This is a genomic window from Janthinobacterium fluminis (assembly GCF_028595325.1).
In the GTDB taxonomy this organism is placed as follows: domain Bacteria; phylum Pseudomonadota; class Gammaproteobacteria; order Burkholderiales; family Burkholderiaceae_D; genus Janthinobacterium; species Janthinobacterium fluminis.
The window spans coordinates 1-25,278 of the sequence record NZ_JAQQXR010000016.1 but is presented as its reverse complement, the minus strand read 5'-3'; the positions used below and the strand labels follow the sequence as shown (position 1 = coordinate 25,278).

Annotated in this window: 22 protein-coding genes, 1 tRNA gene and 1 pseudogene; 11 read left to right on the top strand and 13 right to left on the bottom strand. The window is 62.0% G+C overall.

Going from position 1 to position 25,278, the window contains the following annotated elements:
- Nucleotides 1-42 precede the first annotated feature (42 nt).
- From OIK44_RS24110 to OIK44_RS24090, 5 genes are all read left to right on the top strand, one after another.
- Nucleotides 43-118: transfer RNA gene (locus OIK44_RS24110), tRNA-Phe, on the top strand.
- A 316-nt stretch (nucleotides 119-434) separates the two neighbouring features.
- A complete protein-coding gene (locus tag OIK44_RS24105; RefSeq protein ID WP_273674605.1) occupies nucleotides 435-1,385 on the top strand; it encodes a restriction endonuclease in 951 nt (316 codons plus the stop codon).
- 37 nt (nucleotides 1,386-1,422) lie between these two features.
- Complete coding sequence (locus OIK44_RS24100; protein WP_273674603.1) at nucleotides 1,423-2,649, top strand: Shedu immune nuclease family protein; 1,227 nt, start codon at nucleotides 1,423-1,425, stop codon at nucleotides 2,647-2,649.
- 107 nt (nucleotides 2,650-2,756) lie between these two features.
- Complete coding sequence (locus OIK44_RS24095; protein WP_273674602.1) at nucleotides 2,757-4,100, top strand: hypothetical protein; 1,344 nt, start codon at nucleotides 2,757-2,759, stop codon at nucleotides 4,098-4,100.
- Between the two features lie 903 nt (nucleotides 4,101-5,003).
- Nucleotides 5,004-5,360, top strand: a complete 357-nt coding sequence (locus OIK44_RS24090) for a hypothetical protein (protein ID WP_273674600.1) — start codon at nucleotides 5,004-5,006, stop codon at nucleotides 5,358-5,360.
- Nucleotides 5,361-5,588: 228 nt separating this feature from the next.
- On the opposite strand, the gene OIK44_RS24085 is transcribed toward OIK44_RS24090, so the two are convergent.
- Entirely contained in the window at nucleotides 5,589-5,768 is a 180-nt protein-coding gene (locus tag OIK44_RS24085) for a hypothetical protein (protein ID WP_273674599.1), read from the bottom strand.
- Complete coding sequence (locus OIK44_RS24080; RefSeq protein ID WP_273674597.1) at nucleotides 5,765-6,223, bottom strand: hypothetical protein; 459 nt, start codon at nucleotides 6,221-6,223, stop codon at nucleotides 5,765-5,767. Before OIK44_RS24080 ends, OIK44_RS24085 begins: the two co-directional genes overlap by 4 nt.
- A gap of 273 nt (nucleotides 6,224-6,496) precedes the next feature.
- Here OIK44_RS24080 and OIK44_RS24075 point away from each other — a divergent pair, with 273 nt between their 5' ends.
- Nucleotides 6,497-6,751, top strand: coding sequence for a DUF1059 domain-containing protein (locus OIK44_RS24075; protein WP_273674595.1), 255 nt, complete (start codon nucleotides 6,497-6,499; stop codon nucleotides 6,749-6,751).
- A 110-nt stretch (nucleotides 6,752-6,861) separates the two neighbouring features.
- Here the strand turns inward: OIK44_RS24075 and OIK44_RS24070 are convergent, their stop codons facing one another.
- The 4 genes from OIK44_RS24070 to OIK44_RS24055 form a co-directional block, all read right to left on the bottom strand.
- Nucleotides 6,862-7,062, bottom strand: a complete 201-nt coding sequence (locus OIK44_RS24070) for a DUF4411 family protein (protein ID WP_273674593.1) — start codon at nucleotides 7,060-7,062, stop codon at nucleotides 6,862-6,864.
- A 110-nt stretch (nucleotides 7,063-7,172) separates the two neighbouring features.
- Nucleotides 7,173-7,406, bottom strand: a complete 234-nt coding sequence (locus tag OIK44_RS24065; RefSeq protein WP_273674591.1) for a hypothetical protein — start codon at nucleotides 7,404-7,406, stop codon at nucleotides 7,173-7,175.
- Nucleotides 7,407-7,544: 138 nt separating this feature from the next.
- Nucleotides 7,545-7,898: a hypothetical protein gene (locus OIK44_RS24060; RefSeq protein ID WP_273674589.1), complete on the bottom strand. Its 354-nt coding sequence runs from the start codon at nucleotides 7,896-7,898 to the stop codon at nucleotides 7,545-7,547.
- 418 nt (nucleotides 7,899-8,316) lie between these two features.
- Complete coding sequence (locus OIK44_RS24055) at nucleotides 8,317-9,450, bottom strand: toxin-antitoxin system YwqK family antitoxin (RefSeq protein ID WP_273674587.1); 1,134 nt, start codon at nucleotides 9,448-9,450, stop codon at nucleotides 8,317-8,319.
- 144 nt (nucleotides 9,451-9,594) lie between these two features.
- Between OIK44_RS24055 and OIK44_RS24050 the strand changes: the two genes are divergently transcribed.
- Both OIK44_RS24050 and OIK44_RS24045 read left to right on the top strand, forming a co-directional pair.
- Complete coding sequence (locus tag OIK44_RS24050) at nucleotides 9,595-10,770, top strand: TIGR04552 family protein (protein WP_273674586.1); 1,176 nt, start codon at nucleotides 9,595-9,597, stop codon at nucleotides 10,768-10,770.
- A 48-nt stretch (nucleotides 10,771-10,818) separates the two neighbouring features.
- Nucleotides 10,819-12,831 (top strand): EAL domain-containing protein, encoded by a 2,013-nt coding sequence (locus OIK44_RS24045; protein ID WP_273674584.1) that lies wholly within the window; start codon nucleotides 10,819-10,821, stop codon nucleotides 12,829-12,831.
- 49 nt (nucleotides 12,832-12,880) lie between these two features.
- Here the strand turns inward: OIK44_RS24045 and OIK44_RS24040 are convergent, their stop codons facing one another.
- The 4 genes from OIK44_RS24040 to OIK44_RS24025 form a co-directional block, all read right to left on the bottom strand.
- The gene (locus OIK44_RS24040; RefSeq protein WP_273674582.1) at nucleotides 12,881-13,063 is read right to left on the bottom strand and encodes a hypothetical protein; all 183 of its coding nucleotides are present in this window, start codon (nucleotides 13,061-13,063) and stop codon (nucleotides 12,881-12,883) included.
- Between the two features lie 51 nt (nucleotides 13,064-13,114).
- Nucleotides 13,115-13,957: a replication-relaxation family protein gene (locus tag OIK44_RS24035; RefSeq protein WP_273674581.1), complete on the bottom strand. Its 843-nt coding sequence runs from the start codon at nucleotides 13,955-13,957 to the stop codon at nucleotides 13,115-13,117.
- A gap of 158 nt (nucleotides 13,958-14,115) precedes the next feature.
- On the bottom strand, nucleotides 14,116-14,670 hold the full coding sequence (locus OIK44_RS24030; RefSeq protein WP_273674579.1) for a hypothetical protein: 555 nt from the start codon (nucleotides 14,668-14,670) through the stop codon (nucleotides 14,116-14,118).
- A 149-nt stretch (nucleotides 14,671-14,819) separates the two neighbouring features.
- Complete coding sequence (locus OIK44_RS24025; protein WP_273674578.1) at nucleotides 14,820-15,281, bottom strand: Lrp/AsnC family transcriptional regulator; 462 nt, start codon at nucleotides 15,279-15,281, stop codon at nucleotides 14,820-14,822.
- A 99-nt stretch (nucleotides 15,282-15,380) separates the two neighbouring features.
- Here OIK44_RS24025 and ilvB point away from each other — a divergent pair, with 99 nt between their 5' ends.
- Together ilvB and OIK44_RS24015 are read left to right on the top strand one after the other, a co-directional pair.
- Nucleotides 15,381-17,135: a biosynthetic-type acetolactate synthase large subunit gene (gene ilvB / locus OIK44_RS24020; protein WP_273674577.1), complete on the top strand. Its 1,755-nt coding sequence runs from the start codon at nucleotides 15,381-15,383 to the stop codon at nucleotides 17,133-17,135.
- Nucleotides 17,136-17,258: 123 nt separating this feature from the next.
- A complete protein-coding gene (locus OIK44_RS24015) occupies nucleotides 17,259-17,747 on the top strand; it encodes a nuclear transport factor 2 family protein (RefSeq protein ID WP_273674575.1) in 489 nt (162 codons plus the stop codon).
- Nucleotides 17,748-17,756: 9 nt separating this feature from the next.
- Here the strand turns inward: OIK44_RS24015 and OIK44_RS24010 are convergent, their stop codons facing one another.
- Complete coding sequence (locus OIK44_RS24010; RefSeq protein WP_273674573.1) at nucleotides 17,757-18,617, bottom strand: helix-turn-helix domain-containing protein; 861 nt, start codon at nucleotides 18,615-18,617, stop codon at nucleotides 17,757-17,759.
- A gap of 117 nt (nucleotides 18,618-18,734) precedes the next feature.
- On the opposite strand from OIK44_RS24010, the gene OIK44_RS24005 reads away from it, so the two are divergent.
- Nucleotides 18,735-20,195, top strand: a complete 1,461-nt coding sequence (locus OIK44_RS24005) for a cytochrome P450 (protein WP_273674571.1) — start codon at nucleotides 18,735-18,737, stop codon at nucleotides 20,193-20,195.
- Between the two features lie 679 nt (nucleotides 20,196-20,874).
- Here the strand turns inward: OIK44_RS24005 and carB are convergent.
- A pseudogene (gene carB, locus OIK44_RS24000) lies at nucleotides 20,875-24,019 on the bottom strand (carbamoyl-phosphate synthase large subunit); the annotation flags it as partial.
- Nucleotides 24,012-25,172: a glutamine-hydrolyzing carbamoyl-phosphate synthase small subunit gene (carA, locus tag OIK44_RS23995; RefSeq protein WP_273674569.1), complete on the bottom strand. Its 1,161-nt coding sequence runs from the start codon at nucleotides 25,170-25,172 to the stop codon at nucleotides 24,012-24,014. The gene carA and the pseudogene carB, both read right to left, overlap by 8 nt.
- Nucleotides 25,173-25,278: the final 106 nt, after the last annotated feature.

Sequence of the window (25,278 nt, the reverse complement as noted above, 5' to 3'; positions counted from 1 at the left end):
CCTAGCCATTTGCGCCGGCGGCCTGCTATAATTCTGCACCTTGGCCTGGTAGCTCAGTCGGTAGAGCAGAGGATTGAAAATCCTTGTGTCGGTGGTTCGATTCCGCCCCGGGCCACCAAGAATAAAAAGTGAAAACGCCGATCCATGCAGATCGGCGTTTTTGTTTTCAGCTTACGTTACCCAGCTTTTCGGTCCATTTCCGGCCCACCTCAGGCAAGCGTCCCGCCGACCAAATCCTCCAACCGTCCAATACGGGCAGCCCGCACGCTAGGGCCACTAAAACAGCTCAGATTCCCAATGTCCATGAGCTGACGCTTGCATCCCTTGTCTTTGCAGAGAATCCACGGATCACTACGTTCACCCATAGATGGATTTCCTGTCACACAAGGTGCTATCCTTGACGCAAGATAATTACTTGCTCAATTCCGTCTGACATGACAATCCCTGACTATCAAACATTAATGTTGCCCTTACTTCGAATTGCAAGAGATGGCCTGGAGCGCCGTTTCAGGGACGCAGTCGAAGTACTTGCGGAGGAATTCGCGCTCACGGATGAAGAACGCAACGTCATGCTACCGAGCGGCACTGCGCCGTTATTTGATAATCGCGTTGGTTGGGCGCGCACATATCTCAAACAAGCAGCACTCCTACAATCTAGGAAACGAGGTTTTTTTCAAATATCAACAAGAGGCTTGGAGCTTCTTGCAAAACAGCCTTCGAGGATCGATAACTCTACTCTTGAGCAATACCCTGAGTACTTGGATTTTAAATTACGTCGTGGCGGACAGCGGGTTGAGCTTAAAGCGTCCGATGTAAACCTCCAAATCCCAAACCTTGAATTGCCTGACCGTCAGTCGGATTCGACTCCGGAAGAACTATTCTCTCAAGCCTATCAGCGCCTGCGCGGCAACCTAGAGGCCGAACTACTAGAGCAAATCAAAGTGTCGTCCCCAGCATTCTTTGAGCGACTAGTGATTGATCTTCTTGTCGCCATGGGGTACGGAGGCTCTCGTCGCGATGCAGGACGTGCGATGGGAAAAAGCGGCGACGGTGGCATTGATGGAATGATTAAGGAAGACAAATTGGGTTTGGATGTGATTTATGTACAAGCCAAACGCTGGGAAGGAACCGTTGGACGCCCCGAAATCCAGAAATTCGCTGGCGCATTGCAGGGACAACGAGCAAACAAAGGCATCTTCATCACGTCCTCCAGTTTTACCCGCGAGGCAATGGAGTACACAAACATTATCTCTGCGAAGATCATCTTAATCGATGGAGAGCAGCTCACTTCCTATATGGTCGATCACAACGTCGGAGTCTCGCCAGTGAGCAGTTTCGACATAAAACGAATCGATTCTGACTATTTCGAAGGAGAAAATGTGTAACGCGCGTTAATGCTCCGATGTTTACACAGAATAAAACATGCTTAAATTCCATATCACCACTACTGGTGTCGAGCTTGAATACGGAGTGGAACTAGGGGCGAATACAAAATGGGTCTGGGACGATCTGACGACAAATAACGAGACGCGAATATCCCGAATATTTTCGTTCAAAAATGCTGACCTGCTAAACCCTCCTGCGCCTAACCAAGATTTCGATACCTACGAATATCGGTTTCAGTTCGGAACCTTTGACAATGGCTATGTACGTATCCCCGGGCGAATCCTTGATATCAAGAACGATTTGCTTATAAGTCAAGAGGTGAAAATCAAGCGGTCAATCTTTGCTGCGGAGCGTAACGTCTCAATTTTTGGTCGGCTTTCAGATCTGCTAGATCACTCCGATCCTGTCGTGATTGGAGGGACACGCCCCGACGCAATTCCTTTGGAAGTCTTCAATGAGCTGCTAAGAAAGTTCCCCAACACCTATGAGTTAGATCGCTATGCCGATGCGCGAGTTCACACTATTCTTTCTCAATACCTGGATGGGATGAAAGATGCAAGAGGACGATATGAGAGTTATCTAAACAAAAAATCATCTCTTGGAAGCTCCGTAAGACTTGACTTGGACGCCCTGAAGAAGCTAGAAATCGAGAAGTACGTCTTGATCCGAGACCTTATCAAGGATGCATTGACGACCAAAAAAAATTGGACTGAAGATGACTGGCAGCAGCTAATGCTGTCTTTCCTGCTCCTTTTGTTTCCCAAATACATCAAGGTACTTGAGAAGGTTACGATTCACGATTACTACAGTGACCCCACAAAGAAAACCGATCGTTATATTGACATCGCTCTCATTGATGCGAACGGCAATCTTGATGTCATAGAAGTTAAGAGACCTTTCGATGACAAAATTCTTCGCAAGAGCCTTTACCGTGGCAATAGCATTCCAACCTCCGAATTAAGCGGCAGTATCATGCAGGCCGAAAAGTATCTATTTCATTTATCGAAATGGGGTATCAAAGGAGAGAATGTACTCACCACAAAGTATGCGGCGGATCTGCCGACAGGTATGCGAATTCGGATTTCCAACCCCAAGGCGATCATCATTGTTGGACGTGACCAAATTAGCGGTTCGAACATGACGGGAAGTCAGCTGCTGGATTTCGAAATAATTAAGCGCAAGTATGCGCACATGATGGACATCATTACATACGATGACCTGCTGCGACGGCTCAACAACACCATTGCTGCACTTAGTGGATAACTACATACATATTTAAGGAAAGTTCATTAAGCTTGACCAGCTCGATTATTTTTCTGCACAACCGATAGTCCCTTAGTCATTTTAAATTTCCTGTTCACGGGGTCGTAATGCAAACGTTATCCGCCCATCTTATTGAAGCGACTGGCTTGACGCCAGAACAAACAAAAACCCGCAGCGCCGAAGTTTCTCAAGCAGTGATGGCATGGCTTAAGCACAAAGGTGTAGTCGATCCAGCCCATTCTCAAGGCGAATTCCCGTCATTAACAAAGGAAGGCAACGGCCGCTATACACGAGAGCTGACAAGCAGTGAAAAAGGAACAGTCGTTGAAACACGGCTAGAGGAGGCTTCTCGCGGCGGGCAATCCTTCGTCACAACAGTTTGGGTGATATCCACCCCAACAAAGGTTTCCGTCTACTGCACTTTGAACGTGAAGAATACTATTAGTGTAATCGCCCCGGTTGTCACTGATCCTCGTTGCCCGTCCGTTCTTCGTGACATACTTAACCTCTACTCGGATTGGACATTCGGCGGTAAGCCGGTCGAAATCCTGCCGCAGGTAGTAGTCGAGAGTGAGAACGAAGCGCAAGCGCTTATTTCAGAGATTCTTTCACCAGATCGGAAATTACCTATTTTGCTCGTTTCCCAAAATGATGGTGAGCCGATATGGCCTTTCATCGCAAAGGAGCTGGCCTATGACCTCGCAGGCTTAGCTACGGTAGTGACTATCGGAGAAGAAACTTCGTGGGACATCACCGACGCACTTGGAAAGCAGCACTCTTGTTACATGGGGGCAATACGACTCTACTGGCCTGTCCCGAGAGCCACAGACAGTCAGGTACCAAGTAGTGTATGGACTGCATCAATGCTATTGTCCAATGACAAGGACGGAAAAGGCAACCTGCGATTCCGGTCAGCCATGCGGAAGACTGTTATGTCAGTTGCGGCTTTGACCATCATACCTCCGGCAGAAATACGGGAAGTTCAGGCAGCTGTCGCTCGCGAGAAACTTACCCGCCTTGAGCAAAAAGCTACGGCAAACACCGAAGAACTTCAAATGGCAAGGCTTTACGCCGATGACAATGAGGACTTGCGGAATAAGTTGAACGAAGCTCAGGAGATGATCGCCAATCTGAGTAATCGCATAGCTATCGCTGAGTCTTCCTTATCCCAAGCTAAGGAAACCCAACTAGATGAAGCCCAGAATGCAGAGATTGAAGCGGACGAAGCGCCCTCGGCAGGTGACACTCGCTTCTATAAGAAACACCACAGCAAACCTGGCTATGACGTTCTCATTCGAATAGATGATTGTGGTCACTCCGCATGGCAAAACGCTAGCAAAGCGGAGAAAGCAAAAAAAGGGGTTGAGCGCCTTGAAAAGTCCAACGACTGGAAGCTGATTCAACACTGCGGAACCTGCACGGGTGGGGGGACTTGGAAAGTGAAGTGGTAACAACAAATCAGAAAAAGGTGCCGGACAACGCCAGATAATCCTTCTGTCGGTGATTAGATTAGATCATGTCCAGTCCCATGCGTGAGTGGTCCCGAGATCACTCTCAAAAACGATCGCACAGGACTAGCAATTCTCAAATTCGTGGGGAGGATGGGTGCTGGCAAGCCAACAAAATGGCTTGCCCTGTCCCTACCCTGTCTGCGGAACAATCCGTCCACTGTCCGGATGTCTTGTCCAGCCGGTGGGCTGAACGACATCCGCGACGCATCGGAATTGCCTTCGCTGGCTTCGCCTGTCTATCCTCGGTTCGTCAGCTCGAAAAAACCGCGCCGATCGCTCCTGCTCATGACGTGCAACGCCGCCGCGTCGCGGACCCATCAGGCGAAAAGGCGAAGTCCTATACGCCAAGGATTTCCTTGACGCATGCCGTGATCGGCGTCAGACTCGGTATCTAACGGATGGCCCAAGTCGCTTGGCAGCGCGTACGGTAGAGCCTTGTTTTGAAAATCCTTGTGCCGGTGGTTCGATTCCGCCCCGGGCCACCAAGAATACTTCAAGAAGAACGCCAACCCATGCAGGTTGGCGTTCTTGTTTCCACGACAGAAAGTCCTTGTACCGGTCCATTTACGACACGCCTGGAACTTCATCGTCTACTCTGATGCCAGGCGAAAGATCGCCACGTCCCCCTGGCGATCAACCAGGCATTGTGCGCCGGAAAATGTTTGCGCTTCATGGTCAAGCCCTCCCGCAAAGGAATTATTGACCAAAAACTCGCGCCCGGAAGTGTCTAATTTCGCCAAAGCAGACCAAAGCAAAGGGAAAGTCAGGATATTATCCAAAGCAATCGTCGGTCTCGTTTGAATCATTCGAGTCAAACTACAAGCACTTTTGAGGCACCATCAAATGATCGCAACACAACGACTACTCATACTTTGTGTCGTGCTTCCATTGATCGCAAACGCAGCCCCAGCCGCGCTGCAGAAGGACATGTCATTCATTACTGCCCGCAAACTGTTGCTGAAGGAGAAATGGAAGCCGATCAACGTCCATGCCCATGACGACTATGCCCTCATGGGTGTCGAACATGAACTCGCCAAGAGGAATTTTAAGGAATTCGATTCTTGTAGCATCGATTACTCAAACTGCATCATGCGCTACAAGCGTGGTGGTGAATGCCTTACAGTATTCACCATTGGCGAAAAAATCAAGTATATGAAAGTCGTCCATTGGTCTGATGAGTGTCCGACTGAGGTGTACTAACGTGTACCCATCATTTTCTGGTTAATTTAAGCTGTGCCCATTTCCACTTCGTCAACTGCTCTCGGCGCTGCTCCGTACTGCGAATGACGGAAGTTTACTGTCGCGATCAAGCTCAAACTGGATTAGCCAGTCACCAATATGATTCTCACCGATCATCGAGTTGCCAGCCGATGCGCTGGAGCTGAGACATGCAGCAGAAACCACTGCGCCATTGCTGAAATTCGTCGGCTATCGCGGCTTGGATCGACGCAACCACAGCGTAACAAAAACAAGCGCTGCAACTCCGAAAAAGACGAGGAAAAGTATCCCCAACGCATTTTCCACATAGGTTGAAGCAGGAATGACAAACCATACCAGCACACAAGAAAAAAATGCGGCCGCCACCGCCGCCAACAGCGAACGGATCATTTGAAGCGCTCTCGTGATGGGCAGTTAAGATACAGGCCAGCCTTGCTACCGCCGGCCTGAACGACATCTTCAACAAATGATGCGCAATTATTCGGCAGCACAAACCAGGACCACTGTTTTGCGAGTAATTCTTCGAGCTTAAAATGCGCCCCTTCCGGATTGGGCACCGCTACGAACGTTCGCCGAAGCTCGCGCTTCTGATGTTCTTGCAGATATCGTTGATACCCCTGCCGGCGCATAAATCTCGGGCATCCTTTACGTTCTGCAATATGGAAGTACCAGCCATTGTCGCTCCCCGTGTTTAACAGGGTATGCCCGCAAGGATTCCATGATGCTCCGCTAACGACAACGACAAATGCATGCTTAAAGTCGAACGGGCGGATGAAGCATTGACGCATGATGTCACCCGCATAAGGCTCAGTACCTCGCGCGACAACCATGATGATGTCCTCCATTAACGCCCAAAAAAATCAAAACTGATGGCCCCTGGCGAAAACTCCGCACGTTCAACGCCATTCCTATGCTACCCCTGGCAGCAATCGAACGTTTGGCGTAAAGCAATTATCAATGCGATGACGATGGCCATTGCCGACGCTACCCCCTCCCCCGACACCGCCATCGGTTTCGCATCGAGCCCGAAGTTGCAAGCCCAGGTGCAACAGCTATACTGAATTGGGCACATTCGCCCTCATCATTCGCCTTGTCTGCAAGGCGACAGGGAGTCGATCATGACACGCAAGTATATTGATTGCCGGGAGTTCCCCAGCGAAGCACACTGTTCGGTCGCCATCGCCGCCGACAGCGACCAGGAGCTGCTGGAGGTGGCTGTCCAGCACGCCGTCACCGTGCACCACCATGAAGATGGTCCCATGCTGCGCAAGCAGCTTCGACAATTGTTCAGGGAGGGCACGCCGCCCGAGTTCGCGCCGTTGGGAGCACGTTCCTTTCCCGACGCCAGCACCGAAGCGGGACATCGGCACTGAGGTTCTGCGCCGCACCGGGAACAATCGCGCAAGCCCGGTGCGGTTTGCTGCGCCGCCGGCAAGGTCAACAATTGGCGCTTCGGGCATCGCCAGCCCCTCCATTGGAATCATCAAAAGACCGCGCCGGATCTTTTGATGAATTCCAGGAAATTGATGCATTCCACGCGCACATCTTTCATCGCGCAGACCGCCGGGATTTTGTAGTTCATCAGTAAACGCTTCGGCAAATCCGGCTGGGTTCGCTCGTCGGATACTAAGGTCGCGTGGTGCGCCCGTGCAATCGCGATAATGAACAGCTCATTTTCCCCCACTTCATGGCCTACTTGTCGTCAACGATACCCAGCAGGGTCTTGATACGCAGCGCATCTGCAAGCACGGCATATGCCTTGCTGATAGCCGGTGACCAAACCCGGCAGTAATGTCAAAATCGCGTCGTGGCACGATTGACCAGATCGTCAAGTAAAAACGGCTCGTCCGACACATCCCAGGCCGCTAAGAGTTCGGAAAGCGATTCACATTTCCAAGCATCTGCCACGGGCGAATAGCTATCCAGCCTTTTGCAAATGTTGTCTCTTGAAAGTTCGCCTATCTCTTGTCTAAGCTCTGACATGAAGGCATCAAGCGAGATTATATCTGGCGTAGGCCAGTCGTTCATGGCGGAGACCAGTGCGGAAGTTATTCTACGCACGTCAGCCGACCTTGACGCATCATCCGCCATGTCTAGCAATTCCTGTATATAAATCACCCTTTGCTCACTCGCATCAGTATCTACACTTGGCCACATTCGGCCATTTTACGCATCAGTTTTACCTGCACAATCCAACGTCCTAGCTAGCATAGCTGCAGGCCAGAGACTCATATGTCCACACCCATCAAAACCGGGATCAGGGCTTAATAATTTTCCGCGCACTGACACGCGCTTGCCGTCTAGGCGGGCGCAAACCTTCGGGTCAAAGTCTAGGCTACCACTTCCCACTTCAAGCCAAATTGAAGAACTATATCCAACTTCTCGTTCAAACACAGGAAAGTGGTAGATTGCAACATCTTCGAATTCAAAATGCAAGATTCCTTCGATATGCACATCGCTGCCGTCGAGTTCGACAAGCCTGCTAATAGCTTCATTAACTGAAAGCGGTTCTGTAGTCATTCTTCACACGAGTCGCGTCGGTAAGGGAGCAAAGACTCAAATCTGCATGACCGATTTTAGCTGCGGAAACGACACTTTTCCAAACTGTAGCGCATCTGGGAGTTACCGTCAGGCCAATATCGATCTACTGAAACATCCTGTGGTAATGCCACATGACCCGGGACGCCTATCTGCCACCTGTCTCTGGACGATACGGGCTTCAATCTACGACGCGGCTTCACCAGGCTCCCTGAAGGACTTACGCGAAGCGGCTGAATTGCTCGGCCGACCTCACCTGTCTATACTCGGTTCAGCGGCCAGAATGCAGAACACACCAGACAAGCCGCTGCGGATTGATCGATATGCGTTCCATACCGCCGATTATACATTCGCGGCGCGCTTGCCCGCCCCTCAGCTGGACAAAGCATGAGGCGCACGCCTACTCCGTCTGACAGGCACCAAACCGTTCGCCATCCCGCCAATGGCAGATGGCGCGCAGGCTGCCATCCTTGCCCCAGATATGCTGCGGCCCATGCATCTTGCCGTGGACGAAATGCGCGGTTTCTTTCAACACGCCGGTGTAATGCCAGATCCGCAGCGGGCCGTGCAACTGTCCGTCCAGATAAAAAAGGATGCTGACCGGCTCGCCGCCCGGAAACCATTCGCGGAACTCGCCCTGCGCCCTTTGCTGCTCGTCCCACTGGCCGCGGCGCAGCGGCTTGCCGTCCTCGCCCCAGACTTCCTCGCTGAGCATGATGTCGGCGCGGTACAGGGTCTTGCGCGCCAGCTTGCCGTCCTGGTGGTAGCGCAGCGACCAGCCGTCAAGCCGGTTGCGCACATATGCCTGGCTGCTCTGCAAGCGACCGTCGGGCCAGTAGCTGACGAGCGGGCCGTGTCTGGCGCCGTCCGCAAACGGGCCGCTTTGGTACAACTGCCCGTCCCCATAAAACACCTCGTAGACGCCATGCAACTGGCCGCCGCGGAAACGCGAGCGGCTGTTGATCTTGCCATTCGCATGGTAGGACAGGTATTCGCCATCGGCCAGCTTGCCCGCGCGGAATTCGCGGACGCTTAACAACTGGCCGTTCTCGTGAAACGTGGTGTACGCACCCTCGGCGACGCCGGCGCGGAAGGTTTCACGCTCCGCGAGCTGGCCATTGGGGTGGTAGTGGAGCGACTCGCCGTCGCGCACGCCGTTACCGTCCAGGGCGATCTGCACCGCCAACTGGCCATCGTCGTAGTAAGTCTTGCGCATGTGAACGTACTCGCCGGCGCTGAATTCGGGGCTTTTCACGTAGACGTCCAGATGCAAACGGCCGGGCGCCTGCACGTTGTACAGCTGGGCGTGCCAAGCCTGGCGCGCCTCGTCGCGCGGCAGGGGCTGGCGCAGCAGGTAGCTGGCCCGGTCGCGCTCGGTGGGCGCATAGTCTTCATCGAGATACAGCGTCTGCGCCTGGCTCGGCAACGCCGCGGGAGGCCCGGCATACGCCATCGCCGGCGACAGCATGGCAAGGGCGAGCGTGGCCGAATTTCGGCACGCCCGCAGCAAACGCAGGAACATGGCTGTTTTCAACTTTGTTCTTTCATTAAAATTTCTATCCGGGAAACACGCAGGATATAGGAAGCGGCGGCGCTGTGCAGCGCAGCATAGCTATTGATTGACCGCAACTAAGGGGGCTGCGATACTGAAATGAGATGATGGCAAGGCGCAAGCGACATGACCGAACTACAAGCCACGCTCAAGAGCAAGCGCAAGTTTTCGCTGAACTGGAGCTACCTGAACGCAATCGCCACCGGCGTGTCGGCGATCGACCTGGGCGCGCTGGCCTTGCGCAACCTGAACGACGCGCGCCAGTTCGTGCGCGAATACGGCTTCGACCTGGACCAGCCGGCGGCGCCGGCGCTGATCGCCCGCGTCCACCGCGAGGCCGTCGATTTCATCGCCGCCACCTTTCTCGCGCCCGGCCAGGCGGCGCTGATCCCGCCCGAAGTGGCGGCGCCGGACGAGCCGCTGCAACTGCTGGTCTACGCCTCGCTGCGCGGCCAGCACGCCGACGTGCTGCGCATGTGGTCTTGCGCCGTGCTCAAGGTCATGCACGGCATCTTCTATATCGACAACAACCTGAAGCTGCGCTACTTCAACACGATACGCGAGCAGGTCTTCGCCAGCCTCGACGAGGTCATCCACCAGGACGGCGAGCACTACTTCCTCAGCGACGGCGAGGTCTGCCTGCCGCTGCTGCACTTCGAAAGAAAAAGCAACAAGGGCCGCAACAGCATCCTGTTGAAGCTGCTGCAAAAGGCGGCCTACCTGGCGGCCGATATTTTCGACCATCTGGGCGTGCGCCTGGTCTTCGCCACGCGCTTCGAATGCATGTTTGCGCTGCGCACCTTGCAGCGCGCCCACCTGCTCTCCGTCACCAATGTCGACGCCCAGCGCACGCGCAACACCCTGCTCGACCTTGACGCCGCCAAGCAAGTGTTCATCAAGTATCGCGCCTTGCTCGAACGCAGCGCCGACTACCCCGCCGAGCTGCTGCAGCGCATGGACGAGGAGTTGCTGGCGAGTGCGCAGCCGCAGACGCGCAGCGACAATCCGCACAGCGGCGACGGCTTCAGCAGCATCCAGGTGACGGTGCGCAAAATGATCCACGTGCCACCCGACGAGGCCGCCGATGCCGGACAGGACTATGACGTGGGCTTCTTCTTCGAATACGAAATCCAGCTGATGGACAGCGCCAGCCACGCGCGCAGCCTGAGCGGGCCGGCCAGCCACGAGGCGTACAAGCGGCGCCAGGTGGAGACGGCGCGGGCACGGGTGTTCGGCCGCGAACTGCTGGACTGGATCGCACAGCGGGGCGAGGCGGCGCAGTCTCCTGATGGCTTGAACTAACGGCGCCAGGGACACTCCAATACTCAATCTCTGTTGCTTGTTGTTGAAATGGGATGCGTGCATACAGTTCAGTTTTACGAGAACGACAGTTTCTTAATTAAAGGATTGGCGGATTACATAGGCGCGGCCCTGCGCGCCGGCGACAAGGGTGTCGTCATTGCGACCCGGCGGCATCTGGACGAGCTGGAAGAGGCGCTGAAGGGCCGTGGACTGCTCGACAATGCCGGCGCCGAAGCCAATGGGCGCTATATTCCGCTGGAAGTGGACCACATGCTGCCGCTGTTCATGGAGAACGGCCTGCCGAACGAGGAGCGCTTCAGTAACGAAATCGGCGACGTCATCGCCCGGGCCGCATTCGGCCACAGCGGACATGTCTACATCTTCGGCGAAATGGTGGCGATACTGTGCGGTTTGGCCCGCTGCCCGCTGCGCTCGCTGGGCAAGCACGACGCCGCCATCTACGTGGAGCGCTATTTCAACAAGTTGCTGCAACAACACTCCTTTTCGCTGTTGTGCGGCTATCCGCTGAGCGCCTTTCCCCGCCAGCAAGACCACGCCATGTTCCAGGAAGTGTGCGCGCTGCACACGGCGGTGCTGCCGGCCGAGAGCTACGACATACGTGCCGGCGTCGATACCTTGCAACGCACCGTCGCCGACCTGCAGCAGCAGGCTTTCGCGCTGGCCGCCGAGGTGCACGACCGGGCGCAAATCGAGCAGGCCCTGCGCGAAGTCAATTTCGACCGCCTGACCGGATTGCCCAACCGCAGCGTGTTCCAGAGCCACCTGGAAATGGACATCAAGCGCGCCCACCGCAGCCAGTTGCCGCTGGCGCTATTGTTCATCGATCTGGACCATTTCAAGGAAATCAACGACACGCTGGGGCACCAGACCGGCGACCTGCTGCTGTTGCAGGTCGGCCGGCGCCTGGCCAGCTACGTCCGCGAAACGGACACCGTCGCGCGCCTGGGCGGCGACGAATTCACCATCACGCTGAGCGAGTTGCAGGATGTCGACAGCGCCACCCATATCGCGCAAAAAATCCTCGACGACCTGGCCCGGCCCTTCCACCTGGGCGCCGAGGTCGCCTACATTTCGGCCAGCATCGGCATCACCCTGTATCCCCAGGACGCCGGCAACGCCAGCGAGTTGCTGCGCAACGCGGACCAGGCCATGTACCAGTCGAAGGACGCGGGGCGCAACCGCTTCAGTTACTTCACCCGCAGCATGCAGGAAGTCGCGCAGGCGCGCATGAACCTGAGCAACGACCTGCGGCGGGCGATCGGCGGCCCCCAGTTACAGGTCTACTACCAGCCCATCGTCGACCTGGCCACGGGGCGGATCGGCAAGGCCGAGGCATTGCTGCGCTGGCGCCACCCGGCACAGGGGCTGATCAGCCCCGTCGAGTTCATCCCCATCGCCGAACACAACGGCCTGATCGTCACCATCGGCGACTGGGTGTTCCACGAGGCGCTGCGGCAGGCCGGGCACTGGCGCGCGCTGGACGCCGACTTCACCGTCAGCGTCAATGTGTCGCCCGCCCAGTTCTACCGCAACAACGACGAGCACTACAGCGAATGGCTACGCCATTGCAAGGGTGGCAGTCCGGCGGTCGGCCTGGAGATCACCGAGGGCTTGCTGCTCGCCTCCAACGCCGCCGTTATCCAGCAACTGCTGGCCTTCCAGGACGCCGGCATCCAACTGTCGCTCGACGATTTCGGCACCGGCTATTCCTCGCTGTCGTATCTGCGCAAGTTCAATCTGGACTTCCTCAAGATCGACCAGTCCTTCGTCTACAACCTCGAACACGATGCGGCCAACGTCGCCTTGTGCGAGGCCATCATTGTCATGGCGCACAAGCTGGGCCTGAAGGTGATTGCGGAAGGCATCGAAACCTGGCCGCAGTGCGAACTGCTGAGCCGCGCCGGCTGCGATTACGGCCAGGGCTTCCTGTTCGGGCCGGCGCTGCCGGTCGAGGAATTCGAGGCCCTGCTGAAGGCGCCGGCCGGCGGCAAGCGGCTGGGATGGGACGCGCCGCCGCTCGCCGCACCGCTGAGGGACTGAGCAAGATACGCATCCGACCTACGCATCCCTCAGCCCACGCTTCGCCGGGCTATTTTTTCCTGTCCAATTCATGCATCTTGCGATGAACAAACTCGGCGGGGGTTTCCCCACCGGGCTGGCGCCGCACCTCGGCTTGGCCGGGAGTAGCGGCCACCCCGCCTACCAGTTCCCGCACTTTCCGGCGCAAGCTTTCCGCCCTCGCTTTGCGGGCGGCCGCGTTATCGTCTGCCATGATAGCCTCCATGAACAATTTTGCTATTAGACACCTCAATGGCGATTCAGTTCATTTTTTTCTCAGCAAGGCATCGATTTGCGCGCGCAGCACATGCACTTTGGCGCGGCTGGCGGTGGCGACCTCGCGCTGAACCGCGCTGGCGGTCAGCGTCGCTTGCTGCCCCGGCGCTTTCAGCTTCGATGCCTCCGGCGTCCTGGCATAAATTTGACTGCGGATACTCTCCCGCGCGTCGGAGAGCTGTCCAAGGTCGCGGAACTCGGGTTCGGAACCGAAGTGAATTTTCTGAAACCAGTGGTCGCTCTCGGTATCGTGCCAGCTAAGGTAGCCGCCGGGCAACACTTGGCGTGGCTCGGTGATGGCCCCGGTAAAGCTATAACGGGTGCCTGGGGCGGTGACAGGATCGAAATAACGCGGCGTATAAAAGTCGGAGACCGTGATGCCATTGACAGGATAGGCAAAGGCATGCGCCTCCGACGGGTCGCACACCTCAACCAGAAAACGCACCCGCCCTTGGCCCGGCATCGGGGACTTTCCGGGTTGCAGTCTGTTCCCCGCGGGGTCGCAGAGCATTTCCAACTCCTCGTGGCTGGCCGTCAATGACCACGTCGGCGAATACCGCACCAAACCAAATGGTTGCCCGTCCTTGTCCTTGTGAATGCCCCACGCGCCATCTACGCCGATATCGTCCTGCACCAGAATCGGCCAGTAGTCGATCGGCACGTCATCGAGGCTGGCAAATGCGTCCACGGTTGCCTGCACGCCCCAGATTGGCGAAAAATCGCGCAACATTTGCTTTTGCAACGCAGCGCTGACGCGCGCGACCTCGTCAAACCCTACGCGCGCTGTTTCTGAAACGATGGCAATATGCCTCAAGGACTCCGTATTGTTCATGACCTTCTCCTGGCTGCTGGCTGGGGAAGCCCACCGTCGAGGCGGGCGCCGCGCGGCCAGACAGCGGATCGGTACACCTCCGGAACGGCCTGGCCCGTCATTGGATAGTCCGCCAAGACCGGGCATGCCGCGTTGAGTCCACTCAAGGGTGCGCGGCGCTACTTCGGACGGACGGTGATCGTCGTGCGGCTCAGGTCGATGGCGTTGACGCGCACGCTGCCGAAGCTGTTGTCGTCGGCGGCGTTGACGCGGATGCTCGGCACGTCGATCGTGCCGACCCAGTCGGGCAGCGCCAGCGTCACGGAGCCGTCCGCGTTCCACACCGGCAGCGCGCCGCCGGCGCCGTACAGCACGTCCTTCGCCAGGATATCTGCGCTCAGCATGCCCAGCACCGGATTCAGCAGCAGGTCCGGATTGCCCAGGCCGCTCTGGCCGGCGCCGGGCTGGGGCCGCAGCCGGGACTGGGCGAAGACGATGCTGGCGTAACCTTTCGCCACCACGCCGCGCATGTCCTCGTCGTCGAGGGCGCGCCAGGCGATGGCGGCGGGCGCCGCCGCCGGCGCCGGACGCGCCAGAAAACGCGCGAACAGGCTTTTGCGCGGTTTGGCCGGCGCCGCTTGCTCGGCGCCGGCGGCAAGCGGCGCCGCCGGGGCGACGGCGCCGTCCTGGCAAAAGGCGCTGGCGGCAAACGTCAGCGCGGCTGCGGCAAGCATCGGCCGGCCCGTCTTCATGTGCACTCTCCCGAACGGCCATCGCGCCTGGCCAGGGCGTCCGCGGCGCCGTGGTGGCCGCGGAATCAAGCCCGATTGTAATGGATGTTTTTTAAACAATCCGCATCCGGCGCCGGGATTAGAGGAAGACCTCAGCGTTGCAGCGGCAGATAGCTTTGCTTGAGCTGGCGCAACACAAAACTCGATTTGCTGTGGCGGATGCCGGGGATTTTGTAGAGGCGCTCGCGCAGCAGGCGCTCGTAGTCGCGCGTGTCGCTGACGGCGATGCGCAGGTAGTAATCGTAGTCGCCCGACACGAGGAAGGCTTCCAGCACCTCGGGGATCAGCGCCAGCGCGTGGCCGAACTCGAACAGCGCCTGGTCGGAATGGTCGTCCAGCGTCACCTGCACGATGACGGTGTCGGCCAGCCCCACCTTGGCCGCGTTGACGCGCACCGTGTAGCCCTCGATGACGCCGTCCTCCTCCATGCGCTTGATGCGCGCCCAGCACGGCGACGAGGTCAGGCCGACCTTGGCGCTCAATTCGTGCAGGCTGAGGCGCGCGTCCACTTGCAGGGCGCTCAGGATGGCGCGGTCGAACTTGTCCAGCCTCATTCTGTATTTTCCATTTTTACGGTAAATTTTTCTGAATGGCTCGCAATTTACGAGAAATATGGAAGCCTTTCCTCCGTATTATGCAACAGAATCAAGGGCATGCATACTTCCGCCCACGCCGCCCCCCTCCCCTACGCCGCGCCCCGCAACGGCGCCGCCGTGCTGATCGAAACCCTGCTGGCGCTGGGCGTCGACACCGTCTTCGGCTATCCCGGCGGCGCCGTGCTGCCGCTCTACGACGCGCTGCACGCCGAGCCGCGGCTGCGCCACGTGCTGGTGCGCCACGAACAGGCCGCCGTGCACGCGGCCGAGGGCTACGCCCGCAGCACGGGCCGGCCCGGCGTCGTCTTCGTCACCTCCGGCCCCGGCATGAGCAACACCACCACCGGCCTGCTCGACGCCCTCTGCGACTCCGTGCCCGTGATTTGCATCAGCGGCCAGGTCGCCACGACGGCCATCGGCACGGCCGCCTTCCAGGAATGCGACGCCATCGGCATTTCCCGCCCCGTCACCAAATGGAACAAGCAAATCCGCGACGCCGAGGACGTCGCCGCGACGCTGCTCGACGCCTACCGGATGGCCAGCGGCGGGCGGCCCGGGCCGGTGCTGGTCGACTTCCCCAAGGACTTGCAGCTGGCCGCGGTGCGCGGCGCGCCGTGGACGGCGCCGGCGGCGAAGGCGGCGGCCGTCGTCGCGCTGCCGTCCGCCGCCGGCCAGATCGGCCAGGCGGCGCGCATGATCGCCGCCGCGCGCCGCCCCGTGTTCTACGGCGGCGGCGGCCTGATCAATTCCGGCGCGGCCGCCTGCGCCAGCTTCCGCGAACTGGTGCATGCCAGCGGCGCACCGTGCACGCTGACACTGCTCGGCCTTGGCGCCTTCCCCGGCTCCGACCGGCAATTCCTCGGCATGCTGGGCATGCACGGCACGCTGGAGGCGAACCTGGCCATGCACCACGCCGACCTGATCGTCTGCGTCGGCGCCCGCTTCGACGACCGCGTCACGGGCCGCCTCGACGCCTTCTGCCCGGACGCGGCCATCATCCACGTCGACATCGACCCGGCCTCGATCGGCAAGGTGGTGCGGGCCGACGTCGCCCTCGTCGGCGACTGCGCGCCCATCCTGGCGGCGCTGCGGGCGGCGCTGCCGGCGCCGGCCGATCTGGCGCCGTGGTGGCGCCGCGTCGACGGCTGGCGCGCGCAGCGCTCGCTGGCCTTCGACGACAGCGCCGCGCGCATCGTGCCGCAGGCGCTGATGAGCCGTCTGCAGGCGGCGCTGGCCGGGCGCGACGCCATCGTCTCGACCGACGTCGGCCAGCATCAGATGTGGGCGGCGCAGCACCTGCGCATCGAGCGGCCGGGGCGCTGGCTGACCTCGGGCGGCGCCGGCACGATGGGCTACGGCCTGCCGGCCGCGATCGGCGCGCAAATCGCCCACCCGGACGCCCTCGTCGTCTGCGTCAGCGGCGACGCCTCGATCCTGATGAACATCCAGGAAATGGCCAGCGCCACCCAGCACCGCGCGCCCGTCAAGGTGGTCCTGTCGAACAACGGCTACATGGGCATGGTGCGGCAATGGCAGGAGCTGATACACGGCGGGCGCTACAGCCACAGTTACACCGAGGCCCTGCCCGACTTCGTCGCGCTGGCCCGGGCCTTCGGCTGGCAGGCGCGCACGGTGGCGCGGCGCGAAGAACTCGACGCCGCGCTGGCCGACTGCCTGGACGCCGACGGCCCCTACTTCCTCGACGTGCGCGTGGCCGGCGACGAAAACTGCTTCCCGATGATACCGCCGGGGCGCGGCCACCACGAAGTGCTGCTGGCCAAGGGCGTCGCCTACACCGAGGCGCCGACGTAGCGCGAATTGGCGGCAGGGTGAGAATTGGTGACTATTCGACGGTGAAAAAACGGCATCATCCGGCTAGCCCGTGGGCCCGCGATGGCGCCACGGCAGCCCCGAACCACGCTCTCAAGGAATCCTATGCACGCACTCAAAACCCTGCCCGGCAAGGCCAGCTTCTTCGCCGCCTGCCTGGCATTTTCCCTCATCGGCGCGACGCAGCCGGCGGCCGCCGCGCCGGGTGACGACGGCGACGCCGTCCTCGCGCTGGTGCGCCAGCACGCGCAGGCGCAAAGCGGCTTCGACCAGGCCGCGCTGCGTGCCCTGACGGCCGACAATTACATCGAAGTGTCGCCGGCCGGCGAAGTCGACACGCGCGAAAAAATGCTGGCGTTTTACGCGCCCGAACAAAAAAGGCCGGCCCCGGCCGTCGCCGTCGAAGAACCGCTCACGCGCATCAGCGGCGACACCGCCATCGTCATCGCCAGACTGGCCTATACGATGAGCGCCGGCGGCCAGACCCGCAGCTTCGCGATGCGCGCCAGCTATGTCGCGCAAAAAAGCGCCGGCACCTGGAAACTCGTCGGCGCCCAGTACACCGGCATCCGCCCGCCGCAAGCGGCCGGCTAAGGCCGGGCGTCAGGACCAGATGCGGTAGACCCAGTAGCTTTCGTCCTCTTGGCCGGCGCGCAGCAGCTCGGTCGGGCTCAGGCCGGTGATTTCCTTGGTTTCCCGGCACAGGTGGGCCTGGTCGGCATAGCCGCCCCGGGCGGCGATGTCGGCCCACGAGGCCCGCCCTTCCAGTTTGGCGGCGCGCCAGGACAGGAACGATTGCTCGGCCCGGCTCATGCGCCGCAACGTGCGCATCGGCTGCCCCGCCCACGCTTTGACGCGGCGTTCGAGGTTGCGCGCGCCCCGGCCCCAGCCGGCCGCCGCCACTTGCACGCCGAGCCGTTTGACCCAGTCGCCGACGATGCCGCCGCGGCCGTCGTCCTCGGCCCGCGCGGCCAGCCAGCGCGGCTCAAGAAACGCTTCGATCAGGGCCACGCGGGCCGCGTCGTCCGGCGCCGCCAGCGCCTGCCGCGCCATCGCGGCCCAGTCCGGCCCCAGCGCCTCCTCGACCGGCGCGAAACGGTCGACCCAGGCGGAGATGTCCAGGCCCGTCAGCTTGTGCAGCGCCGCCGGGTACAACAGCAGCATGAAGCCGTGCATGGGCCCCGGGTTGTAGCTCACCGTGGGACGCGACTGCGGCCCGCCGAACAGCATGGCCGGGACAGGCACGACGGCGCCCGGCATCGGCACGACCATTTCCGCTTCGCCCGCGACCATCCAACTGATGCTGCACAGCGGGCTGGCCGGGAAGCGGTTCAGGCGCTGCTGCGGCGTCAGCGGCGCGCAAGCCATCGAGCTGCGCGCCAGATAGGCGCGCGCGCAGGCGGCCAGCGACAGGCGCGGCGCGATCAGACGCGTACTCGGTAAAGCGGGGATGCTTGCACTCATGGTCGGATGATTGTACCCGCGCCCGCTTTGCCGCGCGCCGTTTTGTCGGAAACGTTCAAGACGGCGCGCCGCCGCGACGCTACAGTCTGGCGATCATTCCATCACAAAGGAGTCCGCATGACGTTCAGTTCGAGCACCGCCCTTAACGCGCCGGCCGGCAGTCCGGCGCTGCGTTCGATCGCCTCGCTGCCGGGGCCGTTCGCGCTGCCGCTGGTGGGCAGCGCGCTGCAAATCCGGCCGACGCGCGTGCATCTGGACGTGGAGCGCTGGGCGCGCCGCTACGGCCCGCTGTTCCGCCTGCGCCTGGGGCGCAACACGATGCTGGTGGTGGCCGGCCACGAGCACGTCTCGGCGGTGCTGCGGGAACGCCCGGACGGCTTTCGCCGGCCCAGCGTCACGGCCGACGTGGCGCTGGAAATCGGCGGCATCACCGGCCTGTTCCTGGCCGAGGGCGCGGACTGGCGCAACCAGCGCCGCATGGTGATGCAGGGTTTCGCGCCAGCCGCGATCAGGGCGTACTTCCCGGCACTGGTGACGGTGGCGCTGCGCCTGCAGCGGCGCTGGGAGGCGGCCGCGGCCGGCGGCCGCAGCATCGATCTGAGCGAAGATTTGAAGCGCTACACGGTCGACATCATCGCCGGCCTGGCGTTCGGCACCGAGGTCAACACCATCGACTCCGGCGAGGACGTGATCCAGCGCCACCTCGACGTCATGCTGCCGGCCGTGGCGCGGCGCAGCCTGGCGCTGTTCCCCTACTGGCGCTATGTCAGGCTGCCGGCCGACCGCCGCCTGGAGCGCAGCGCGGCGGGGCTGACGGCGGCCGTCGCCGATCTGGTCGGGCAGGCGCGCCGGCGCATGCAGGCCGAGCCGGCGCGGCGCGCGCGGCCCGCGAATCTGCTCGAGGCGATGCTCGCCGCCGCCGACCAGGAGGGCAGCGGCGTCGACGACGACACCGTCGGCGGCAATGTCGCGACGATGCTGCTGGCCGGCGAGGACACCACCGCCAATACCATCGCCTGGATGCTGTATCTGCTGCATTGCCACCCGCAAGCGCTGCGCAAGGCGCAGGACGAAGTGCGCCGCGTGGCCCCCGATCCGGCCGCCTTTTGCGTCGAACAGATGGACGCGCTTGAGTATCTGGGCGCCTGCGCCAGCGAGGCGATGCGCCTCAAGCCGGTGGCGCCGTATCTGCCGCTGGAGGCGCTGCGCGACAGCGTCGTCGGCGATGTCGCTGTACCGGCCGGCACGACGCTCTGGTGCGTGATGCGCAAGGACAGCGTCGCCGACACGCACGTGCAGGACGGCGCCGCCTTCGATCCGCAGCGCTGGCTGCGCAAGGACGAGGTGGGTCCGCCCGACAAACACCTGTCGCTGCCCTTCGGCGCCGGGCCGCGCACCTGCCCGGGCCGCTACCTGGCTTTGCTTGAAATGAAGATCGTCGTGGCCATGCTGCTGGCGCGCTTCGAGCTGGCCGGCGTCGATACGCCGGACGGCCGGGAGGCGCGCGAGCTGATGGGCTTCGTGATGTCGCCGGTCGGCCTGCGCATGCGGCTGCGCCAAGCCGGGGGCGCCGTCTAAGCCCGGCCCAGCAGCTTCGTGTTGAAGAAGTTGTGCACGCCCTTGCGCAGCTCGTCGACGTGCTCGAACTCGATATAGGTGACGTCGGCCAGGTCGTCCAGTTCGCGCAGCAGGGTGGTCTTGATCGGCGCGTGCTTCCACACCAGGAACAGGATGGGCGCGTTGCTGCCCCTGAAGAGGTGGTAGCCCAGCTCGAAGGCGCTGCTTTCGCTCATGCCGACGCGGATGTTGATGAACAGGTCGGCCCGCTCCAGCAGCCCCAGGCGGTGTTCGCGGAAGTTCTGCGGCGTGAACAGCTTGCCCGTCTCGCGCTCGAACGATTGCTTGAAGGTGGTGGCGCTTTCGGCGCGTATCCCCGTCAGGTAGTGGAAGGCGTAGGGCGCGCCGTTGGCGCTGTCGATCAGCACCAGGATGTCGGCGATCATGCGCTGCTGCTCCTGGTCGGCCTCGGTGAAGGGCTGGCGGATGAAGATTTCGATCGGGGTCGCGCCGACGTCGCGCCTGTCGCGCCGCCGCGCGCGCCGCTCCGGCACCTCGATGGCGGCCGCCTCCCAGTCGAGCGCGCGGGGCGCCAGGCGTCCGCCGCCGGGGCGCGCCACCTCCTCGTCCGTCTCCGGCGGGCGGTGCTGCTGCAGCAGCGGGTAGAGGGCGAAGCTGTCGATGTAGCGCACCGCCTCGCTGGCCGCGTCGGCGCCGGCGATGGTGCTGTAGAAGGCCGCGCCGGATTGCAGCGCGGCGATGCGGATGGCCCGCGAGGCCATGATCGCGCCGCGCTTTTCGTCCACCGTCAGGATCACCATGGCGATGCTCTTGGCTGCCAGTTGTTCCAGCACCTCGGCGTCCTCCACCGCCAGCGCCGGGATGTCGGCGGCGCAGATGACGGCGGCCGTGACCAGGCTGGCGCAGATGCCGAAGCCGAGCGTGTGCAACTGCCGCGCCACCGCGACGGCGCGGGCCTGGTCGCCGCGCTTGACGCGCATGTAGACGCGGCCGCCGCGCGGCAGGTTCACGCCGGCCGCCAGCTGCGATTTGTAGTAGGCCTCGCCGAAGGTTTTGCCCACGCCCATGACTTCGCCGGTGGATTTCATCTCCGGCCCCAGCAGCGTGTCGACGCCGGGGAATTTGGCGAAGGGGAAGACGGCCTCCTTGACGCTGAAGTAGCGCGGCTGCGCCTCGTCGAGCACGCCCTGCGCCTCCAGCGAGCGCCCCGTCATGCAGCGCGCCGCGATCTTCGCCAGCGCCATGCCGGTGGCCTTGGAGACGAAGGGCACCGTGCGCGAGGCCCGCGGATTCACCTCCAGCACGAAGATGACGTCTTGCACGCGGCCGTCGACCTTGCTCTGCTGGATGGCGAACTGCACGTTCATCAGTCCGACCACGTGCAGGCCGCGCGCCATCAGCACGGTCTGGCGCTTGAGCTCCTTGACGGTTTCCGCCGCCAGCGAGTACGGCGGCAACGAGCAGGCCGAGTCGCCCGAGTGCACGCCGGCCTGTTCGATGTGTTCCATGACGCCGCCGATGACGGTGCGGTGGCCGTCCGACAGGCAGTCGATGTCGACCTCGATGGCGTTGTCGAGGAAGCGGTCGAGCAGCACCGGCGCGTCGTGCGACACGCTGACGGCCTCGCGCATATAGCGTTCCAGCTCCAGCGGTTCCTCGACGATTTCCATGGCCCGCCCGCCCAGCACATACGAGGGCCGCACCACCAGCGGATAGCCGATTTCCTGCGCCAGGCGGCGCGCCTCGTCCTCGGTGCGGGCGGTGCGGTTTTCCGGCTGGCGCAGGCCCAGCTTGCGCAGCAGTTGCTGGAAGCGTTCGCGGTCCTCGGCCACATCGATCATGTCGGGCGAGGTGCCGATGACGGGCACGCCGGCGCCGGCCAGGGCCAGCGCCAGCTTCAGCGGCGTCTGGCCGCCGTACTGGACGATGACGCCGAGCGGCTGTTCGAGGTGGACGATTTCCAGCACGTCTTCCAGCGTCAGCGATTCGAAGTACAGGCGGTCCGAAGTGTCGTAGTCGGTCGAGACGGTTTCCGGATTACAGTTGACCATGATGGTTTCATAGCCGTCCTCGCGCAGCGCCAGCGCCGCGTGCACGCAGCAGTAGTCGAACTCGATGCCCTGGCCGATGCGGTTCGGCCCGCCGCCCAGCACCATGATCTTGCGCCGCTCGCCGGGGCGGGCCTCGCACTCCTCGTCGTAGCTGGAATACAGGTAGGCGGTGTTGCTGGCGAATTCGCCGGCGCAGGTGTCGACGCGCTTGTAGACGGGGCGCACGCCGAGCGCGTGGCGGTGCGCGCGCACCTCGGCCTCGCTGCTGTGCAGCAGCGTCGCCAGGCGGCGGTCGCCGAAGCCCTGCTGCTTCAGCTCGAACAGCGCGCCCTTGTCGAGCGCGCCCAGCGACTGCCCGGCCAGCCACAGCTCGGTCGTGATCAAGTCCTGCAACTGGGCCAGGAACCAGGGGTCGATGCGGCTCAGCTGGTGGACCTGCTGCAGCGAATAGCCCTGGGCGAAGGCCTCGCCCAGATACCAGATGCGCTCCGGCCCCGGCGCGGCCAGCTCCTCGTCGATGACGGCGCGCCCGCTGCCGTTGCGGCGCAGGCCGTCGGCGCCGACTTCGAGGCCGCGCAGGGCCTTCTGGAACGATTCCTGGAAGGTGCGGCCGATCGCCATCACCTCGCCCACCGACTTCATCTGCGTCGTCAGGCGGTCGTCGGCGGCCGGGAATTTCTCGAAGGCGAAGCGGGGAATCTTCACCACCACGTAGTCGATGCTGGGCTCGAACGAGGCCGGCGTGACGCCGCCGGTGATGTCGTTGCGCAGCTCGTCGAGCGTGTAGCCGACGGCCAGCTTGGTGGCCACGCGGGCGATCGGGAAACCGGTCGCCTTCGAGGCCAGCGCCGACGAGCGCGACACGCGCGGGTTCATTTCGATGACGACCATGCGGCCGTCGTCCGGGTTGACGGCGAACTGCACGTTGGAGCCGCCGGTGTCGACGCCGATCTCGCGCAGCACCGCCAGCGCGGCGTTGCGCATGATCTGGTATTCCCTGTCCGTCAGCGTCTGCGCCGGCGCCACCGTCACCGAGTCGCCCGTGTGCACGCCCATCGGGTCGAGGTTCTCGATCGAGCAGACGATGATGCCGTTGTCCTTCTTGTCGCGCACCACCTCCATCTCGAATTCCTTCCAGCCCAGCAGCGACTCCTCGATCAGCAGCTCCGAGGTCGGCGACAGTTCCAGGCCGCGCGTGCAGATGGCGAGGAACTGCTCCAGGTCGTAGGCGATGCCGCCGCCGCTGCCGCCCATCGTGAACGAGGGCCGGATGACGACGGGGAAGCCGAGCGCCTGCTGCGCCTCCCAGGCCTCGGCCATGTTGTGCGCCACGCCGGAACGCGCCGAAGCCAGGCCGATCTTGGTCATCGCCTGCTTGAACTTGGCGCGGTCCTCGGCCTTGTCGATGGCCTCCGGCGAGGCGCCGATCAGCTCGACGCCGTATTCCTTCAGCACGCCGTGGCGGTGCAGCTCCAGCGCGCAGTTCAGCGCCGTCTGCCCGCCCATCGTCGGCAGCACGGCGTCGGGCCGCTCGCGCGCGATGATGCGCGCCAACACCTCCCAGTTGATCGGCTCGATATAGGTGACGTCGGCCAGGTCCGGGTCCGTCATGATCGTCGCCGGGTTGCTGTTGACCAGGATCACCTTGTAGCCCTCCTCGCGCAGCGCCTTGCAAGCCTGCACGCCGGAGTAGTCGAACTCGCAGGCCTGGCCGATGACGATGGGGCCGGCGCCGATCAGCAGTATGCTGCTCAGGTCTTTACGCTTAGGCATTTTTATGCTTCTCCATCAAGGTCACGAAACGGTCGAACAGGTGGCCGATGTCATGCGGACCGGGCGCGCCCTCGGGATGGCCCTGGAAGCCGAACGCCGGCTTGTCCGTGCGGGCGAAGCCCTGCAGCGAGCCGTCGAACAGCGACAGGTGGGTGACGCGGCAGTTGGCCGGCAGCGATTCGAGGTCGACGGCGAAACCGTGGTTCTGCGAGGTGATCATCACGTGGCCGCTGTCGAGGTCCTGCACCGGATGGTTGGCGCCGTGGTGGCCGAACTTCATCTTGCGCGTCGTCGCGCCCGAGGCCAGCGCCATGATCTGGTGGCCGAAGCAGATGCCGAAGGTGGGAATGCCGTGCTCGATCAAGTCGCGGCAGGCGCCGATGGCGTAGTCGCACGGCGCCGGGTCGCCCGGGCCGTTGCCGAGGAAGATGCCGTCCGGATGGTGCGCCAGCGCCTGCGCCGCCGAGGTGTGGGCCGGCAGCACGGTGATCTGGCAGCCGCGCGCGGCCAGCATGCGCAGGATGTTGCGCTTGACGCCGTAGTCGATCGCCACGACGCGGCGGCCGGGCCGCTCCAGGCGGCCGTGGCCGCGGCCCAGCAGCCATTCCGTCTCGCGCCACTCGTAGGGTTCGCGCGTCGTCACCTGGCGCACCAGGTCGACGCCGCTCAAGCCGGGAAAGGCGCGCGCCAGCGTCAGCGCGTGGCCGGCCTGGTCGGTGCCGGCGACGATGGCGCCGCTCTGCGCGCCGCGCTCGCGCAGCAGGCGCGTCAGCTTGCGCGTGTCGACGCCGGCGATGGCGACGACGTTCTCGTCCTTCAGATAGTCCGACAGCGAGCGGGCCGAGCGGAAATTCGAGGCCAGCAGCGGCAGGTTCTTGATCACCAGGCCGGCCGCGGCGATGCGCTCCGACTCGGCGTCCTCGACGTTGACGCCGGTGTTGCCGATGTGCGGATAGGTCAGCGTCACGATCTGGCTGCGGTAACTGGGGTCGGTGAGGATTTCCTGGTAACCCGTCATGGCCGTGTTGAAGACCACCTCGCCGCAGGTGTGGCCGGCGGCGCCGATCGACACGCCGCGGAACACCGGGCCGTCGGCGAAGGCCAGGATCGCCGGCGCGAAGGGCGGGCGCAAAGATCGGGGGGCAGTGCTCATGGACTCTCCTAGGATGAGGGCAAGGCGGGGCGCGCGGCGGGCCGGCGCCGCCGCGGGGACGACGACGCCGGCTCAGGCGCGCCGGGCGCGCCGCGCCGCCGCGGCG

Excerpts from the sequence above, each read along its gene's own strand:
- OIK44_RS24075 (WP_273674595.1), top strand. The coding sequence starts at position 6,497 with ATGACACGCAAGTATATTGATTGCCGGGAGTTCCCCAGCGAAGCACAC.
- OIK44_RS24065 (WP_273674591.1), bottom strand. The coding sequence starts at position 7,406 with ATGAACGACTGGCCTACGCCAGATATAATCTCGCTTGATGCCTTCATG.
- OIK44_RS24050 (WP_273674586.1), top strand. The coding sequence starts at position 9,595 with ATGACCGAACTACAAGCCACGCTCAAGAGCAAGCGCAAGTTTTCGCTG.
- OIK44_RS24095 (WP_273674602.1), top strand. The coding sequence starts at position 2,757 with ATGCAAACGTTATCCGCCCATCTTATTGAAGCGACTGGCTTGACGCCA.
- OIK44_RS24030 (WP_273674579.1), bottom strand. The coding sequence starts at position 14,670 with ATGCTTGCCGCAGCCGCGCTGACGTTTGCCGCCAGCGCCTTTTGCCAG.
- OIK44_RS24090 (WP_273674600.1), top strand. The coding sequence starts at position 5,004 with ATGATCGCAACACAACGACTACTCATACTTTGTGTCGTGCTTCCATTG.
- OIK44_RS24060 (WP_273674589.1), bottom strand. The coding sequence starts at position 7,898 with ATGACTACAGAACCGCTTTCAGTTAATGAAGCTATTAGCAGGCTTGTC.
- OIK44_RS24005 (WP_273674571.1), top strand. The coding sequence starts at position 18,735 with ATGACGTTCAGTTCGAGCACCGCCCTTAACGCGCCGGCCGGCAGTCCG.
- OIK44_RS24015 (WP_273674575.1), top strand. The coding sequence starts at position 17,259 with ATGCACGCACTCAAAACCCTGCCCGGCAAGGCCAGCTTCTTCGCCGCC.
- carA (WP_273674569.1), bottom strand. The coding sequence starts at position 25,172 with ATGAGCACTGCCCCCCGATCTTTGCGCCCGCCCTTCGCGCCGGCGATC.
- OIK44_RS24040 (WP_273674582.1), bottom strand. The coding sequence starts at position 13,063 with ATGGCAGACGATAACGCGGCCGCCCGCAAAGCGAGGGCGGAAAGCTTG.
- OIK44_RS24045 (WP_273674584.1), top strand. The coding sequence starts at position 10,819 with ATGGGATGCGTGCATACAGTTCAGTTTTACGAGAACGACAGTTTCTTA.
- OIK44_RS24025 (WP_273674578.1), bottom strand. The coding sequence starts at position 15,281 with ATGAGGCTGGACAAGTTCGACCGCGCCATCCTGAGCGCCCTGCAAGTG.
- ilvB (WP_273674577.1), top strand. The coding sequence starts at position 15,381 with ATGCATACTTCCGCCCACGCCGCCCCCCTCCCCTACGCCGCGCCCCGC.
- OIK44_RS24010 (WP_273674573.1), bottom strand. The coding sequence starts at position 18,617 with ATGAGTGCAAGCATCCCCGCTTTACCGAGTACGCGTCTGATCGCGCCG.
- OIK44_RS24100 (WP_273674603.1), top strand. The coding sequence starts at position 1,423 with ATGCTTAAATTCCATATCACCACTACTGGTGTCGAGCTTGAATACGGA.
- OIK44_RS24085 (WP_273674599.1), bottom strand. The coding sequence starts at position 5,768 with ATGATCCGTTCGCTGTTGGCGGCGGTGGCGGCCGCATTTTTTTCTTGT.
- OIK44_RS24035 (WP_273674581.1), bottom strand. The coding sequence starts at position 13,957 with ATGAACAATACGGAGTCCTTGAGGCATATTGCCATCGTTTCAGAAACA.
- OIK44_RS24105 (WP_273674605.1), top strand. The coding sequence starts at position 435 with ATGACAATCCCTGACTATCAAACATTAATGTTGCCCTTACTTCGAATT.
- OIK44_RS24080 (WP_273674597.1), bottom strand. The coding sequence starts at position 6,223 with ATGGAGGACATCATCATGGTTGTCGCGCGAGGTACTGAGCCTTATGCG.